This window comes from Pseudomonas sp. S3_B11 (assembly GCF_054667715.1).
In genome coordinates, this window is the sequence record NZ_CP162749.1 from 6,514,638 (window position 1) to 6,529,750 (window position 15,113).

Consider the following 15,113-nt stretch of genomic DNA (forward strand, 5'->3'; position numbering starts at 1 on the left):
AGGATAAGTTGATGAGTACCCAAGTGATCAGCCTCGTGTCCATCGGCGCCCACCCCACTTCCGGGCGACCCCGGCGCGCCGAACAGGACGCCCGGGCCGTGGAGCTGGGCCTGCAACTGGCCGGCAGCGACCTGCAAGTGCTGCACGCCGGTGATGTGGCCGAACCGGCCCTGCGCGCCTACCTGGGCATGGGCCTGGATGAATTGCACGTGCTGGAAAACCCTGTCGGCGCGGACGCTCTGCCGGCCCTGACCGATTACCTGCGTGACGCTGGAGCCCAAGTGGTGCTCACCGGCAGCCAGGCCGAAACCGGTGAAGGTTCGGGCATGTTGCCGTTCCTGCTGGCCGAGAATCTTGGTTGGCCGTTGGTGGTGGGGCTGGCCCAGGTCGAGTCCATCGACGGCGGCGTGGCCCTGGTACTGCAAGCCTTGCCTCGAGGCCAACGACGCCGTCTCAAAGTGCGCCTGCCGTTCCTGGCCACTGTGGATAACGCTGCGCCAAAACCTCGGCAAAGCGCCTACGGCCCGGCCCGGCGCGGGGCGTTGCATGGCGAGGAAGTCGAGGTAATCGACGACACCTTGCTGGCGGTGGCAACCCTGCAACCGGCCAAGCCACGCCCCAAACGCTTGAAAGTGATCAAGGCCAAGAGCGGCGCCGACCGCATGAAAGCCGCCACGGCCAAGGCCAGCGGCGGAGGCGGGCAAGTGCTCAAGGGCGTGAGCGCGGAGGCGGGGGCCGAGGCGATTCTCAAGCTGTTGGTGGAGGAAGGGGTGGTTCGCTGACCTCAAGTACCCCCTGCCCCCCTTGTGGGAGCAAAGCTTGCTCGCGATCCAGGCGCCTCGGCACTTAAGAGATCGAGGCGTTTTCATCGCGAGCAAGCTTTGCTCCCACAGGGCTAGCTCCCACAAAAAATAGGCATGGTGGGTTACCCACAATCCCTGTGCGCGCTTCTGTGGATAACCTGTTCGCCCCTCGCTGCACCCTATGCAAAACAGGCCCTCCAGGCCTGCGCTCAAAAAATAGTCAGCCTAACCCACGGTTTTTATTGGCTTTTGCCTGTGAGTAGTTATTCGCTCCAGCCGAAACTTGCCCCCAATCTCTGTTGGCGCTTCTGTGGATAAGATGTTCGCTCTACGCTGCAAGCCATACGAACCGGGGTCTTCAGTAAGTTGATCATAAAATGATCAATCAGCCATTTTTATCAGGAAAACCTCCGGAAAACCTCGATTTACAAGTCGTCCGAAGGGTTTTCCACAGAATCGTCAGAATTACCCCCAAACACTGTTGGCGCTTCTGTGGATAAGGTGTTCGCTTACCGCCACACGCCTTGCCAGGCATGGCTTACAGGTCTTTGATCAAAAAACAACCGATAGGTCGGTAAAACCGTCATTGTTCATAAGTCACGGTTTTTATTCACTTTGCCGGTGGAAAAATGCCGGACATACACGTACTTGTCCCCATTTGCTGTGGGTGGTCATGTGGATAACTTGTTCGCCAAACGCTGCAAGCCACGGCGGGCATAGCGCAAATCGCGATAGATCAAATTTCATACAGTTCTAAGTCGCAGCCTTGACGAGGGTCTGTGGGCTGTCTTCACTCCATGGCACAAGGACATCGCCACTTTATCCACATCAGGTTCAGGGAGAACACATGATGGATAGCAAGGACCCCCGCTCACACCCGCAATCATCGGTGACCTGCGTCCCGACACCTCCCACCTCGTTGCACAAACGCATTCATCGCCGCGCCGTCAATCAGCGTGCGCGTCTATAGCGCCTGGTTTTTTCCCTGTAGCACCGCTGACTGCCGCCGGACCCTGCAAGGGACGGTGGCCAGGCGTTCGTGCGCCTGTCGATTTGCAGGCAACCGCAGAGTTGCCCCTTCTGCCTGAGAGGACTTGAACATGACACGGATCTCGACCCCCATCAGTGATATCCAGGAGCACTACGACGTGATCGTCATCGGTTCCGGCTACGGGGGTGGCATTGCTGCCTCGCGTCTGTCCCGGGCCGGACGCAAGGTGTGCCTGCTGGAGCGTGGCCGGGAAATCCAGCCCGGCGAATACCCCAATACCCTGCTCGCGGCCACCGAGGAACTGCAAGTCCACGACCCGGACGGCCACATCGGTTCGCGCACCGGGCTGTTCGACCTGCACGTCAACGCCCAGCAGAACGTGGTGGTCGGTTGTGGCCTGGGCGGCACGTCGCTGATCAATGCCAACGTTTCGCTGGAGCCGGAGCCTGGCGTGTTCGAGGACCCGCGCTGGCCCCAGGCGGTCCGTGAGCACCAGGACACGCTGCTCAAGGACGGCTACGCCCGGGCCCGGGAGATGCTCAAACCCAACGCCTATCCGGCGTCGGAGCCAAACCTGCCCAAACTTGATGCCCACAAGAAGTCGGCCGATTACCTCAAGCAAGGCGCGCATTTCTACACGCCACCGATCAACGTGACCTTCGACAAGTTGCCTAACAACCTCAACCACGTCGGCGTCGAACAACTGCCGTGCAACGGCTGTGGCGATTGCGTCTCGGGCTGTAACAACAAGGCCAAGAACACCACGCTGATGAATTACCTGCCGGATGCCTGGAACCACGGTGCGGAAATTTTCTGCCAGGCCGAGGTGCGGCACCTGGAGCGCGACGGCGATGGCTGGATCGTGCACTTCCAATACCTGGACAGCGGTCGCGAGATGTTCTCGGCGCCGACCCTGTTCGTGCGCGCCGACATCGTGGTGGTGTCCGCCGGCACCCTGGGCTCCACCGAAATCATGTTGCGCTCGCGGGACAAGGGCCTGTCGATGTCCAGCCAATTGGGCGAGAACATGAGCGGCAACGGCGACATCCTCGGCTTCGGCCACAACTGCGACCAGGTCATCAATGGCATCGGCTTCGGTGCCCATTCGGCCAAGGAACTGGAACCGGTGGGGCCATGCATCACCTCGATCATCGATATGCGCACCGAGGGCGACTGGCGCAGCCGCATGGTCATCGAGGAAGGTTCGATTCCCGGCGCCCTCGGTCGGGCCATGGTGCCGAGCATGGCGGCGTTTGCCGAAATGATCGGTGTGCCCACCGACACTGGCTTCGGCGCCAGCCTCAAGTACAAGGGGCGCGAAGCCGAGAGCTTTTTGCGCGGTCCCTACTACGGCGCGCTGCATAACATGCAGACCTACTTGATCATGAGCCATGACAACGGCAAGGGGCGCATGCTGCTCGACAGCAAGGATCAGTTGCGCATCGACTGGCCCGGCGTCGGCGAACAGGAGAACGTCACCCTCGGCAACGAGCGGCTGCACCAGAGCACCAAGGCCCTGGGCGGGATCTGGGTCGAGAACCCGATCTGGACCAAGCTGCTCAAGCACAGCATCGTCTCGGTCCATCCCCTCGGCGGTTGCGTGATGGGCGAGGATGCGACCCAAGGCGTGGTCAACCACAAGGGCCAGGTGTTCAGTGGCGCCAGCGGCACCGATGTCTACCCGGGCCTGTACGTGACCGACGGTTCGGTGATCCCGACGTCGTTGGCGGTCAACCCGCTGCTGACCATCTCGGCGGTGAGTGAGCGCAACATGGGCCTGCTGGCGGCTGATCGGGGGTGGATCATCGACTACACGCTGCCTTCGGTCCCGCGTAAAGCGGTGGCGGCGCCGACCCTCGGCGTGCAGTTCACCGAAACCATGAAGGGCTACTTTTCCACAGCCTTCATCCAGCCCCAGGGCACCGATCTCAGCCTGTATGAAGCGGCGGCCAAGCGTGGCAAGGCCGACAACTCGTCCATCGAATTCACCCTGACCATCACCGCCGCCGACCTCAACCGCCTGATCAAGGAGCCGGAGCATGCGGCAACCCTGGTGGGGACCCTCGACGCACCGTCGCTCTCGTCGCAGCCGCTGGTCGCCAGCAATGGGGTATTCAACCTGTTCGAGCAGTATCAGGGGCAGGTTGGCGTGCGGCACATGAACTACGACATGAAGCTGACCGCCGAAGACGGCAGCGACTATTACTTCAGCGCCTTCAAGACCGTGCCCGAGGACAACGGTGTGCTGAACATCTGGCACGACACCAGTACCTTGTACGTCACCCTCTATCGAGGGTCAGACAAGACCGGCGCGGTGATCGGTTCGGGGGTGATGCACATCCTGCCGGCTGACTTCGCCAAGCAAATGACCACCATGAAAGTGCTCAATGCCCGCAATGAACGTGAGCGCGTGGAGGCGCTGGCGCGATTTGGCAAGTTCTTTGCCGGCATCTTGTGGGAGAGCTACGGCGGTGTCTTCGCCGGCGACGTCTACTTCAACCCGGACGCGCCGCCCCGGTTGAAACGTCCACTGGATGCGCCGCCACCGGTGGTGCATTTCTTCCAGACCGAAGACAACGTCGAGCTGCGCCTGACCCGTTATCAGGCCGGCACCAAAGGTCCGGTGATGTTGGTCCATGGCCTGGGCGTGGGCTCGAATATTTTCTCCACCGACACCATCCACACCAACCTGCTGGAATACCTCTGCAAGCACGAATACGACGTCTGGCTGTTGGATTTGCGAGTGAGCATCCTGCTGCCGGCCAGCAAAAACGAATGGAACGGCGACCAGGTGGCCCAGTACGATTTCAAGGCCGCCATCGAGCAGATCCAGCAGGCGACCCTGGCCAGTGACGTGCAGTGCGTAGTGCATTGCTACGGTGCGACGACGTTCTTCATGTCGATGCTGGCGGGTTTGCAGGGCGTGCGTTCGGTGGTCTGCTCGCAGATCGCCGCCGACACGGTGGTCGCCACTGCTACTGGGCTGAAGGCCGGTTTGCATTTGCCGGGGATGCTCGATGCCATCGGCATCAAGTCCCTCACGGCCTACGCCGACACCAAGGAAAGCTGGTTCAACAAACTCTACGACAAGGCCCTCAACGGCTATGCCCGGATCGAGGCCCAGGGCTACTGCACCAACCCGGTCTGCCATCGCATCACGTTCATGTATGCCTCGCTGTACCGCCACGACACCCTCAACGAAACCCTGCACGACAACCTGCATGAATTGTTCGGCGAGTCGAACATCCAGACCTTCGAGCACTTGGCGCTGATCGTGCGCAAGGGGCACCTGGTGGACTTCAAGGGCAACGACGTCTACATGCCGCATTTCGATCGGTTGAAATTGCCGATCTGCTTCATCAGCGGTGCCGACAACCAGTGCTACTTGCCGCAAAGCACCCTCAAGACCTACGAGCGACTGTGCGAGATGCACGGCCCGCAGTTGTTCAGCCGTCACGAGATACCGGGTTACGGCCACATCGACTGCATGTTCGGCAAGGATGCGGTGGTGGATGTGTATCCGATCATCCTCGAGCACCTGGAGAAGACGGCGCTCGGTTGACTCAAGACCGAGTCGACTGCATCGCGAGCAAGCTCGCTCCCACAAGGGGGCTATGTACCGCTGATCCAGTGTGGGAGCGAGCTTGCTCGCGATGGCGATCACCAGAGCGCCGCATCTCGTGAGTCAGGAATAAGGAAAAGGATGCCATGAACACTTACATCCGCTGGTTCCAACGCATCATCTGGGTCGGGATCGTCATGAACATGTTCTTCGCGATTCCGGCGCTGTTTGCGCCAGCGTTGCTGACGTCCATGCTCGGCCTGCCGCCCGTGTTATCCGATCCCTGGCTGGAAAACGCCGGCATGTTGCTGGTGGGAATCAGCCTGTTCTACATGCCCTCGGGGTTCAACGCGCCGCGTTTCGTCGTGCATTCGTGGTTGTGCGTGCTGTCGCGGCTGGTGGCTGTGGTGTTCTGGATCTACCTGATCAACACCAACAACCAGGGCCAGGTGTTCGTGCCGATGTTGATGGGCGACCTGAGCATGTTCCTGATCCTGGGCGTGCTGCTGTACCTCGGCTGCCCAGCGGCCAATCGCCCGCTGGCCTTGCTCTGCGCCGGCTGGCGGGAATGGCGTGCCGGCTGGGCGCTGCGCTGGCAGAGCCACGCTTTCAAGGTCGGCACGCTGGTGGTGCTGCTGGTGCTGGGCTTCATCGGCTACCAGACCTGGTACCAGATGATCCGGGAAGTGCCGCAACCGGACTTCGCCTCAGATGAAGACCATTACAAATACGCCGCCATTGGCCTCGGCATCGAGGCGCGGATTCCGTACTACCTGTTCGCCGTGCTGCCACAGATGTGCCCGGAAAAACTGCCCAAGCCGGGCGGCTACGAGGTGTTCGGTTTTCTCTACGAAAACGGCAACGGTCTGCCCATTGGCATGGCCAAGCGGCAGCTCGGCTACCCCACGGTGGAACCGAACTGCGCCCTGTGCCACACCGGTTCCTACCGGGCCAACGCCAGTGACGTAGCGGTTCCGGTCGCCACCGCACCGGCCAATACCCTGCAACTGCAAGCCTTCCAGTGGTTTGCCTACGATTGCGCCAGCGACCCGAAATTCACCCCCGATGCGGTCATGGCGGCGATCAACAGCAAGTTCCAACTGGGTTTTTTCGAGAAGCTGTACAACCGTTACCTGATCATCCCGATGGCCAAGAGTGCGCTGCTCAAGCAGAAGCAGGCCTACGCCTGGCAGAAGCTGCGTCCGGCCCAGGGGCCAGGGCGGACCGACACCTTCAATCCGACCAAAATGGTGGTGTTCGGCTTCCCGGATGACTCCACCATCGGCACCGTGGATCTGCCGCAGGTCTGGAACCAGAAACCGCGCGAGTCCATGTACCTGCATTGGGATGGCAATAACAACAAGATCCACGAACGCAACTACGCAGCGGCGATGGCCGTGGGGGCGACGCCGCAATCGGTGTTGCCGCCGAGTTTCAATCGCGTGACCAACTGGCTGTTGGGCCACAAGGCACCGGCCTGGCCGTTCGCCCTGGACCAGGCGAAAGTCGCCCAGGGCAAACCGATCTGGGAGAAAAACTGCGCCGGCTGCCATGATTTTGGCCGCAGCGACACCGGCCAGGTCACCACCAACATCGACCAGTTGGGCACCGATCCCCATCGCCTGAATTCCTTCACCACCGGCCTGGTGACGGCGTTCCACGGCTTCAAGAAACCGCCATTCGACTTCAACGCCTACCGCAAGACCCAGAGCTACAGCAACACGCCCACCGACGGCATCTGGCTGCGCGCGCCGTACCTGCACAACGGTTCGGTGCCGACCCTGTGGGATTTGCTGCAAGCGCCGGAGCAGCGTCCGCAGGTGTTCTACACCGGCTCCGACATCTACGACCCGCAGAAAGTCGGCTTCATCACCAGTGGCGCGCAGATGAAGGCGTCGGCGGATTTCAAATACGACACCCGTCTGGAAGGCAACCACAACGGCGGCCACCTGTATGGCACGCAGCTGTCGGACGTCGACAAACGGGCCCTGATCGAATTCATGAAGACCCTGTAGCCCAGGGCATTGCGAAGGAGCGTTCACATGTCATTACTGCACCATTGGGAACATGAGTTCGACAAGGTCAAGGTCCGCCTGCACGGGTTGGTCACGCGGTTGGAAATGTCCTGGAAGAAACTCGTCAACGACCTGGAGCCCGAGGAGTTCCAGGCCATCGTCAAGCTGCTGCAGCGAGGCCACGACCAGGCCCAGCATGTCATCGAGCATGGCGACCTGCCGGACGACGAACCGGCCGTGCCGTGGGAGTTGTCCCACGGCTTGTCGATCCTCAAGATCGGCAACGCCACGCCCCTGCCGCAAAGCGAGGACGAGTTGCCGACCCGGGTACTCAAGGACGGCACCTTGCTCGGCTGCCGCAAATGGGAGCTGCTGGACCTGTTGTGGAGCGAGGCGCTGCTCAAGTGGATCGAGAACCTGCGCCACCACGCGCCGTTCGCCACCAACCCGGCGCTGGTGAAAATGGACAGCGACGTGGTGCTGGCCATCGCTGGCGACTGGGGCACCGGGCCGTTCGACAGTCATGCCCCGGCGGTGGCGGTGGCCAACCAGATGCAACTGGCCCTGGCCGATTTCACCATCCATCTGGGCGACGTGTATTACGCCGGCACCCATTCCCAGGAAGACGTCGACATGGTCGGCTGGCCCCAGGGCAAGCATGGCGCGTTTACTCTCAATTCCAACCATGAGATGTACAGCGGTGCCCACGGCTATTTCAAGGAACTGTCCAAGCGTTTCCCGGTGCAGCAAGGCACCAGTTACTTTGCCTTGTATAACGACGACTGGCTGGTGGTCGGCCTCGACAGTGCTTACGCCTCGGACGCCATGAACCTGTACATGGACGGCACCCTCAACACCCAGCAGATCGAGTGGATGAAGACCCTGCCCAAGCGCAAGAAACTCATGGTACTCAGTCATCACCAGGGTTTTGATATTTCCGGGCACAACAAGACGGCGCTTTACCAACCGGTGTGCGATGCCTTGGGGCGCGAGCCGGATTATTGGTATTGGGGGCATCTGCACAACGGTATCTGCTACGCGCCGCAAGGCGGGCTGCATGCGCGCTGCGCCGGGCACGGAGCGATTCCCTACGGTACTACCAGCGAGTTGAATGGGCATGCCCGGGTGCTGTGGTCGGAAACGCAGTTGGCGGGAGACGAGGCGTATCCGCAGCGGGTGTTGAACGGGTATGTGAAGGTGCGGCTGAAGGGGGAGGAGATTGTCGAGACGTTTTATGGGGAGGATGGCAGTGTGCGGTGGTCTTCCCACTGAAGATCGTTCCCACGCTCTGCGTGGGAATGCCTCTACGGACGCTCCGCGTTCGCTTTTGGGACGCAGAGCGTCCCGGGCTGCATCCCCACGCAGAGCGTGGGGACGATCATCAACCGAAGCTTTGGATTTTAGCCCTGGACCGGAACGCCCTTGAGGTACGGCGCCGGTTCGGCCCCCAGGTTGTTGAGCATGCGCTCGCTGTACCAATCCACGAAGTTCACCACGCCGAACTCGTAAGTCTTGGAGTACGGGCCTGGCTGGTAGGCGGTGGAGTTGATGCCGCGCTGGTTTTCTTCGGCCAGGCGACGGTCCTGGTCGTTGGTGGCGTCCCAGACCTGGCGCATGCGCGCGACGTCGTAGTCCACGCCTTCGACCGCGTCCTTGTGCACCAGCCACTTGGTGGTGACCATGGTTTCCTGCGCGCTGATCGGCCACACGGTGAACACGATGATGTGGTCGCCCATGCAGTGGTTCCACGAATGCGGCAGGTGCAGGATGCGCATCGAGCCCAGGTCCGGGTTCTTGATGCGGCCCATCAGCTTGGCGCAGCCTTGCTTGCCGTCCATGGTCATCGACACGGTGCCCTTGAGCAGCGGCATGCGCACGATGCGGTTGCGCAGGCCGAAGCTGGCGTGGGCGTAGGGGATCTTCTCGGCGTCCCAGGCAGCGGCGGAGGCAGCCACGTGGTCCTTGAACGCCTGGTCGGCGCGTGGGTCGGTGACGTCGTCCCATTCCAGCAGGGTCTTGAGCAGTTCCGGGTGCGCGCCGCCGCAGTGGTAGCACTCACGGTTGTTTTCCAGCACCAGTTTCCAGTTGGCTTTTTCCATCAAGGTGGTTTGCACCGCCACCTTGGTGTTCTCCATGTCGTACGGTTCCATGTAATGGTTCAGCGTCGACAGGAAGTCATCGATGGCCGGCGGGTTCTCGGCCAGGCTGATGAAGATGTAGCCACCAGCGGTCTTCACGTTCACAGGCTTGAGGCCGTACTGCTTCATGTCGAAGTCGGCGCCCATCTCGGTGCCGGCGAACAGCAGGCGACCGTCCAGCTCGTATGTCCACTGGTGGTAGTGGCAGACCAGTTTGGCGACCTTGCCCTTGTCGCTGGTGCACAGCCGCGAACCGCGGTGGCGGCAGACGTTATGGAACGCATGCACCACGCCCTCGGCACCGCGAATCACGATGATCGGGTTCTTGCCGACTTGCAGGGTCAGGTAGTTGCCCTTGGCCGGGATTTCGCAGGTCATGCCGGCGATCAACCATTCTTTCTGGAAGATTTCCTGCATATCGATATCAAACAGGCGCTCATCGGAGTAGAACGGCTGCGGCAGCGAAAAGGTGCGCTCACGCTCTTGCAGCATTTGCGCGGTGGCCTTGCGTGCGGGTTCCAGCGGATCGCCCAGGCTAAGGGTAGTGGTGACGTCCATCGTTTTATCCTCATGGCCCTCTATGTGGCCGGCGAAAAATGACTAATCGGTTGTGCTACGCAAGGCAGAAAACTTTGTTTATCTGTTGGGGCGAGTGTGGGGCCGCGCAGGGGCCGAACCTTATCCATGGGCGACATGGCCCAATCTGTTCCCGACGCGCAAGCCCCGGTAGTTGGGGGCTGGTCGCGATAAGTATGTGAATGTCGCAGATAGGTAAATGGTCACCCAGGCGCCTGCGCACAATCGCCCTCATGAAGGCCGACAGTCGGCCGTGGAGATCAGCATGTCCAATAACTTCCTGAACCCGGTCACGACCCAGACCTGGGCCAATGGCCGACATATCGTACGTTGCGTCAAAGTCATCCAGGAAACCTGGGATGTGCGCACCTTCTGCTTCATGGCTGACCAGCCGATCCTGTTCTTTTTCAAGCCTGGGCAATTCGTCACCCTGGAGCTGGAAATCGAAGGCCAGCCGGTCATGCGCTCCTACACCATCTCCAGCTCGCCGTCGGTGCCCTACAGTTTCTCGGTGACCATCAAGCGCGTACCGGGGGGCAAGGTTTCCAACTGGTTGCACGACACTCTGCATGAAGGCCAGGAGCTGGCGGTGCACGGGCCGGTGGGGTTGTTCAACGCCATCGATTTCCCGAGCCCGAAAGTCCTGTACCTGAGCGGTGGCGTGGGGATCACGCCATGCATGTCCATGGCGCGCTGGTTCTACGACACCAACGCCAATGTCGACATGACCTTTATCCACAGTGCCCGCTCGCCCAAGGACATCATCTACCACCGCGAGCTGGAACACATGGCGTCGCGGATCGACAACTTCAGCTTGCACCTGATCTGCGAAAAACATGGCCTGGGCGAGCCCTGGGCCGGCTATCGCGGTTATCTGAACCACAAGATGCTGGAATTGATGGTGCCCGACTTCCTCGATCGCGAGGTGTTCTGTTGTGGCCCGACCCCGTACATGACCGCAGTCAAGCGCCTGCTGGAAGCGGCCGGCTACGACATGAAGCGTTATCACGAGGAATCCTTCGGCGCCACGCCACCGGAAGCCCGCGCCGACGCAGTGGAGCAGGCCGAACAGGCCGCCGACGCCCCTGAAGTCGACGCTGCGGACTTGCACCTGGTGGAGTTCACCTCCTCGGGCAAGAGCATCCGCGTGGGACCGGGAGAAACCGTACACGCCGCCGCCGCCAAGCTCGGCATGATGATCCCCAAGGCCTGCGGCATGGGCATCTGCGGCACCTGCAAGGTGCTGAAGCTGGGCGGGGAAGTGGAAATGGACCACAACGGCGGGATCACCGAGGACGACGAGGCCGAGGGCTACATCCTGTCGTGCTGCAGCGTGCCGAAGGGGGATGTGCGGATCGAGTTCTGATCTGCCCATCCAAGTAGCGGTGAGCACCTCCCGTGGGATTAAGGTCTGTGGGAGCAAAGCCCTGTGGGAGCAAGCTTTGCTCCCACAGTAAGCCTCTTTCACCACGGCGGGCATGACAGGCCGGGGCGGCTTTCCTAGCCTGCCATCACTTCCCGAATATCCGCCGCCAATTCCCGCACCCGTGCTTCTTCGGTATCCCACGAGCACATGAAGCGTGCGCCGCCTTTGCCAATGAACGTGTAGAAACGCCAGCCCTTGGCGGTCAGCGCGGCGATGGCCGGTTCCGAGAGTTGCAGGAACACGCCGTTGGCCTGAACCGGGAACATCAGTTCCACGCCGGGAATGTCGCTGACCAGCTCTGCCAGCAATTGGGCGCAGTGGTTGGCGTGGCGGGCGTGCTTGAGCCAGGCCTGGTTTTGCAGCAAACCGACCCAGGGCGCGGAGAGGAAGCGCATCTTCGAGGCCAGTTGCCCGGCCTGTTTGCAGCGATAGTCGAAGTCTTCGGCCAGGTCATGGTTGAAGAACAGGATCGCCTCACCTACCGCCATGCCGTTTTTCGTGCCGCCGAAGCACAGCACGTCCACGCCGGCCTTCCAGGTCAGGTCGGCCGGGGAGCAGCCGAGGAAGGCGCAGGCGTTGGAAAAACGCGCGCCGTCCATGTGCAGGTTCAGCCCCAGTTCCTTGCAGGTGACGCTGATGGCGCGGATTTCTTCCGGGGTGTAGACACTGCCGACTTCCGTGGCCTGGGTCAGGGTCACGACCCGGGGCTTGGGGTAGTGGATGTCCTGGCGCTTGAGGGCGATCTCACGGATCGACTCGGGGGTCAGCTTGCCGTTTTCGGTGCGCGCCACCAGCAGCTTGGAGCCGTTGGAGAAGAACTCCGGCGCGCCGCATTCGTCGGTTTCGACGTGGGCGGTTTCCGAGCAGATCACGCTGTGGTAACTCTGGCACAGTGAGGACAACGCCAAGGAGTTGGCCGCCGTGCCGTTGAACGCGAAGAACACTTCGCAGTCGGTTTCGAACAAGGCCCGGAAATCGTCCGCCGCGCGGTGGGTCCACTCGTCGTCGCCGTAGGCGCGTTGGTGACCCTGGTTGGCTTCTTCCATGGCCGCCCAGGCTTCGGGGCAAATGCCGGAATAGTTGTCGCTGGCAAACTGTTGACTCTTGTCGGTCATGGCCTTGCTCCTTGAATAGAGAGTCCTGGATAAAGAGATCCCTGGCGGAATGCCCGGGTGGGGCGTTCCATGGTGCGGCGTGTTTGGGTCCACAACGCCGTGATCTATGTTGGTGCGCACTTTACCCAAGATTAGCGGGGGAACACACCGGATGTTTCTGTCGGAAAGTATCAATCTCGTCGCGTGGCTTTATACATGAGCCGGCGCGACGGAGCGCTGGACCTGCTCAAGTGGCTGGCTCTGTTGGCGATGGTGCTCGATCATCTGCGATATGTCGGTTTCTCCGTCGATTGGCTCTATGTGCCGGGGCGGTTGGCGTTTCCCTGGTTTTGCCTGGCGATGGCGGCAAACCTGGCACGCAACAATGCCAGCACCGTCCCGTGGCGCTACCTGGGCTGGCTGTTGCTATTCAGCGCCGTCAGCGAAATCCCCTACCGCTTGTTCATCCCTGATCCCGTCACCCTGAATGTGATGCCAACCCTGGTCCTGGGCTTGCTGGTGGCGCGCAGTTGGCGGGTGCCGACGCTGGAGGCGCGCGGCCTGGCCGCAGTGGCGTTGTTGTTGGCGGCACTGTTTTCATCGCAACTGATGTTCGGGTTCTTCGGTGTGTTGCTGCCGCTGGCGATGCTGCTGGTGTTTCGCCGGCCCTGGTATTTCGCGTTGTTGCCGGGGTTGGTTTGCGTGGCGGCCAATCAATGGCGGGTGTTGTATGGCGCGGCATGGCTGGGGGATGGGGTGGCGTTGTGGGGGCTGGTGGCTTGCCTGATCGCGCCATGGCTTGGGCTGATGCTTTTGCGACACGCGGGTCGTTTTCATCCACCGGCGATGCGGCGTTGGACATATGGCCTTTATCCCGCGCATTTCCTGTTACTGCTCGCGGTTCGCCATATCGTCGAGTAACCCTATGGGAGCAGCATCCTGGGAACTAAGGCGCGGGAGCAAAGCCAGTGGGAGCAAGGCTTGCCCGCGATGAAAGCGCCGCGCGCTCCCATGGACCGAGGCGCCTGGATCGCGAGCAAGCTTTGCTCCCATAGTGCTATCGCGCAGGCCTTGCTCTCCGACTCTTTGATCCCATGTCGTAAACGCACCTTTGCGTGGCGTCCATAGGCATTTGACATGCCTGCGCCAGCCATACCATCGCATCCAAAGGGCACGACCGAACGGTCCGTGCCTCACCGAGACGAAAGGCGCACCGCCGCCGCTGGGAGAGACGCGATGTTCAGCAAGCAAGACCAAATCCAAGGCTACGATGATGCACTGCTGGCGGCGATGAACGCCGAAGAGCAACGCCAGGAAGATCACATCGAACTGATCGCGTCAGAAAACTACACCAGCAAGCGCGTGATGGAGGCCCAGGGCAGCGGCCTGACCAACAAGTACGCCGAAGGCTATCCGGGCAAGCGCTACTACGGTGGCTGCGAGCACGTCGACAAAGTCGAAGCCCTGGCCATCGAGCGCGCCAAGCAACTGTTCGGTGCCGATTACGCCAACGTCCAGCCGCACTCCGGCTCTTCGGCCAACAGCGCCGTATACCTGGCCCTGCTGCAGGCTGGCGACACCATCCTGGGCATGAGCCTGGCCCACGGCGGTCACCTGACCCACGGTGCCAAGGTGTCGTCCTCGGGCAAGCTCTATAACGCGGTGCAATACGGCATCGACACCACCACCGGCCTGATCGACTACGACGAAGTCGAGCGCCTGGCGGTCGAGCACAAGCCGAAGATGATCGTTGCCGGTTTCTCCGCTTACTCCAAGACCCTGGATTTCCCACGTTTCCGCCAGATCGCCGACAAGGTCGGTGCCCTGTTGTTCGTCGACATGGCCCACGTTGCCGGTCTGGTCGCCGCCGGTCTGTACCCTAATCCACTGCCTTACGCCGACGTGGTCACCACCACCACCCACAAGACCCTGCGCGGTCCACGTGGCGGCCTGATCCTGGCCAAGGCCAACGAAGAGATCGAGAAGAAGCTCAACGCCGCGGTATTCCCCGGCGCCCAGGGTGGCCCGCTGATGCACGTGATCGCAGGCAAGGCGGTGTGCTTCAAGGAAGCGGCGGAGCCTGGCTTCAAGGCTTACCAGCAGCAAGTGATCGATAACGCCCAGGCCATGGCTGGCGTGTTCATCAAGCGCGGCTACGATGTAGTGTCCGGTGGTACCGATAACCACCTGTTCCTGGTCAGCCTGATCCGTCAGGGCCTGACCGGCAAGGACGCCGATGCTGCCCTGGGCCGTGCCCACATCACCGTCAACAAGAACGCCGTGCCGAACGACCCGCAATCACCGTTCGTGACCTCGGGCCTGCGCATTGGCACCCCGGCGGTGACCACACGTGGCTTCAAGGTGACCCAGTGCGTCACGCTGGCCGGCTGGATCTGCGACATTCTCGACAACCTCGGCGATGCCGATGTCGAGGCCAATGTCGCGCAGCAAGTGGCGGCCCTGTGCGCGGACTTCCCGGTTTATCGCTGAGTCGGTTTTGGAGTAATG

Annotated in this window: 9 protein-coding genes; 7 read left to right on the forward strand and 2 right to left on the reverse strand. The window is 61.4% G+C overall.

Annotated elements, in window-relative coordinates; translation table 11 throughout:
* The first annotated feature begins 11 nt into the window (after positions 1-11).
* The 4 genes from etfB to AB4O22_RS29230 all read left to right on the forward strand — a co-directional run bounded on the left by etfB (position 12) and on the right by AB4O22_RS29230 (position 8,643).
* The gene (gene etfB / locus AB4O22_RS29215; protein ID WP_003206321.1) at positions 12-782 is read left to right on the forward strand and encodes an electron transfer flavoprotein subunit beta; all 771 of its coding nucleotides are present in this window, start codon (positions 12-14) and stop codon (positions 780-782) included.
* Positions 783-1,903: 1,121 nt separating this feature from the next.
* Positions 1,904-5,356, forward strand: a complete 3,453-nt coding sequence (locus tag AB4O22_RS29220; protein WP_223472183.1) for a GMC oxidoreductase — start codon at positions 1,904-1,906, stop codon at positions 5,354-5,356.
* 146 nt (positions 5,357-5,502) lie between these two features.
* Complete coding sequence (locus AB4O22_RS29225; RefSeq protein WP_460095648.1) at positions 5,503-7,371, forward strand: c-type cytochrome; 1,869 nt, start codon at positions 5,503-5,505, stop codon at positions 7,369-7,371.
* 27 nt (positions 7,372-7,398) lie between these two features.
* A complete protein-coding gene (locus tag AB4O22_RS29230; RefSeq protein ID WP_003206318.1) occupies positions 7,399-8,643 on the forward strand; it encodes a metallophosphoesterase in 1,245 nt (414 codons plus the stop codon).
* A gap of 128 nt (positions 8,644-8,771) precedes the next feature.
* Here the strand turns inward: AB4O22_RS29230 and gbcA are convergent, their stop codons facing one another.
* Entirely contained in the window at positions 8,772-10,067 is a 1,296-nt protein-coding gene (gbcA, locus tag AB4O22_RS29235) for a glycine-betaine demethylase subunit GbcA (protein WP_003206316.1), read from the reverse strand.
* A 283-nt stretch (positions 10,068-10,350) separates the two neighbouring features.
* On the opposite strand from gbcA, the gene gbcB reads away from it, so the two are divergent.
* Positions 10,351-11,451, forward strand: a complete 1,101-nt coding sequence (gene gbcB / locus AB4O22_RS29240) for a glycine-betaine demethylase subunit GbcB (protein WP_003206314.1) — start codon at positions 10,351-10,353, stop codon at positions 11,449-11,451.
* Positions 11,452-11,585: 134 nt separating this feature from the next.
* On the opposite strand, the gene AB4O22_RS29245 is transcribed toward gbcB, so the two are convergent.
* Complete coding sequence (locus AB4O22_RS29245; protein ID WP_003206313.1) at positions 11,586-12,626, reverse strand: threonine aldolase family protein; 1,041 nt, start codon at positions 12,624-12,626, stop codon at positions 11,586-11,588.
* 195 nt (positions 12,627-12,821) lie between these two features.
* Between AB4O22_RS29245 and AB4O22_RS29250 the strand changes: the two genes are divergently transcribed.
* Together AB4O22_RS29250 and glyA are read left to right on the forward strand one after the other, a co-directional pair.
* Positions 12,822-13,526, forward strand: coding sequence for a TraX family protein (locus tag AB4O22_RS29250; RefSeq protein WP_223474953.1), 705 nt, complete (start codon positions 12,822-12,824; stop codon positions 13,524-13,526).
* 315 nt (positions 13,527-13,841) lie between these two features.
* Complete coding sequence (gene glyA, locus AB4O22_RS29255) at positions 13,842-15,095, forward strand: serine hydroxymethyltransferase (RefSeq protein ID WP_003206308.1); 1,254 nt, start codon at positions 13,842-13,844, stop codon at positions 15,093-15,095.
* Positions 15,096-15,113 lie beyond the last annotated feature (18 nt).

Coding starts and splice junctions, on each gene's coding strand:
- etfB (WP_003206321.1), top strand. CDS start 12: ATGAGTACCCAAGTGATCAGCCTCGTGTCCATCGGCGCCCACCCCACT.
- AB4O22_RS29220 (WP_223472183.1), top strand. CDS start 1,904: ATGACACGGATCTCGACCCCCATCAGTGATATCCAGGAGCACTACGAC.
- AB4O22_RS29225 (WP_460095648.1), top strand. CDS start 5,503: ATGAACACTTACATCCGCTGGTTCCAACGCATCATCTGGGTCGGGATC.
- AB4O22_RS29230 (WP_003206318.1), top strand. CDS start 7,399: ATGTCATTACTGCACCATTGGGAACATGAGTTCGACAAGGTCAAGGTC.
- gbcA (WP_003206316.1), bottom strand. CDS start 10,067: ATGGACGTCACCACTACCCTTAGCCTGGGCGATCCGCTGGAACCCGCA.
- gbcB (WP_003206314.1), top strand. CDS start 10,351: ATGTCCAATAACTTCCTGAACCCGGTCACGACCCAGACCTGGGCCAAT.
- AB4O22_RS29245 (WP_003206313.1), bottom strand. CDS start 12,626: ATGACCGACAAGAGTCAACAGTTTGCCAGCGACAACTATTCCGGCATT.
- AB4O22_RS29250 (WP_223474953.1), top strand. CDS start 12,822: ATGAGCCGGCGCGACGGAGCGCTGGACCTGCTCAAGTGGCTGGCTCTG.
- glyA (WP_003206308.1), top strand. CDS start 13,842: ATGTTCAGCAAGCAAGACCAAATCCAAGGCTACGATGATGCACTGCTG.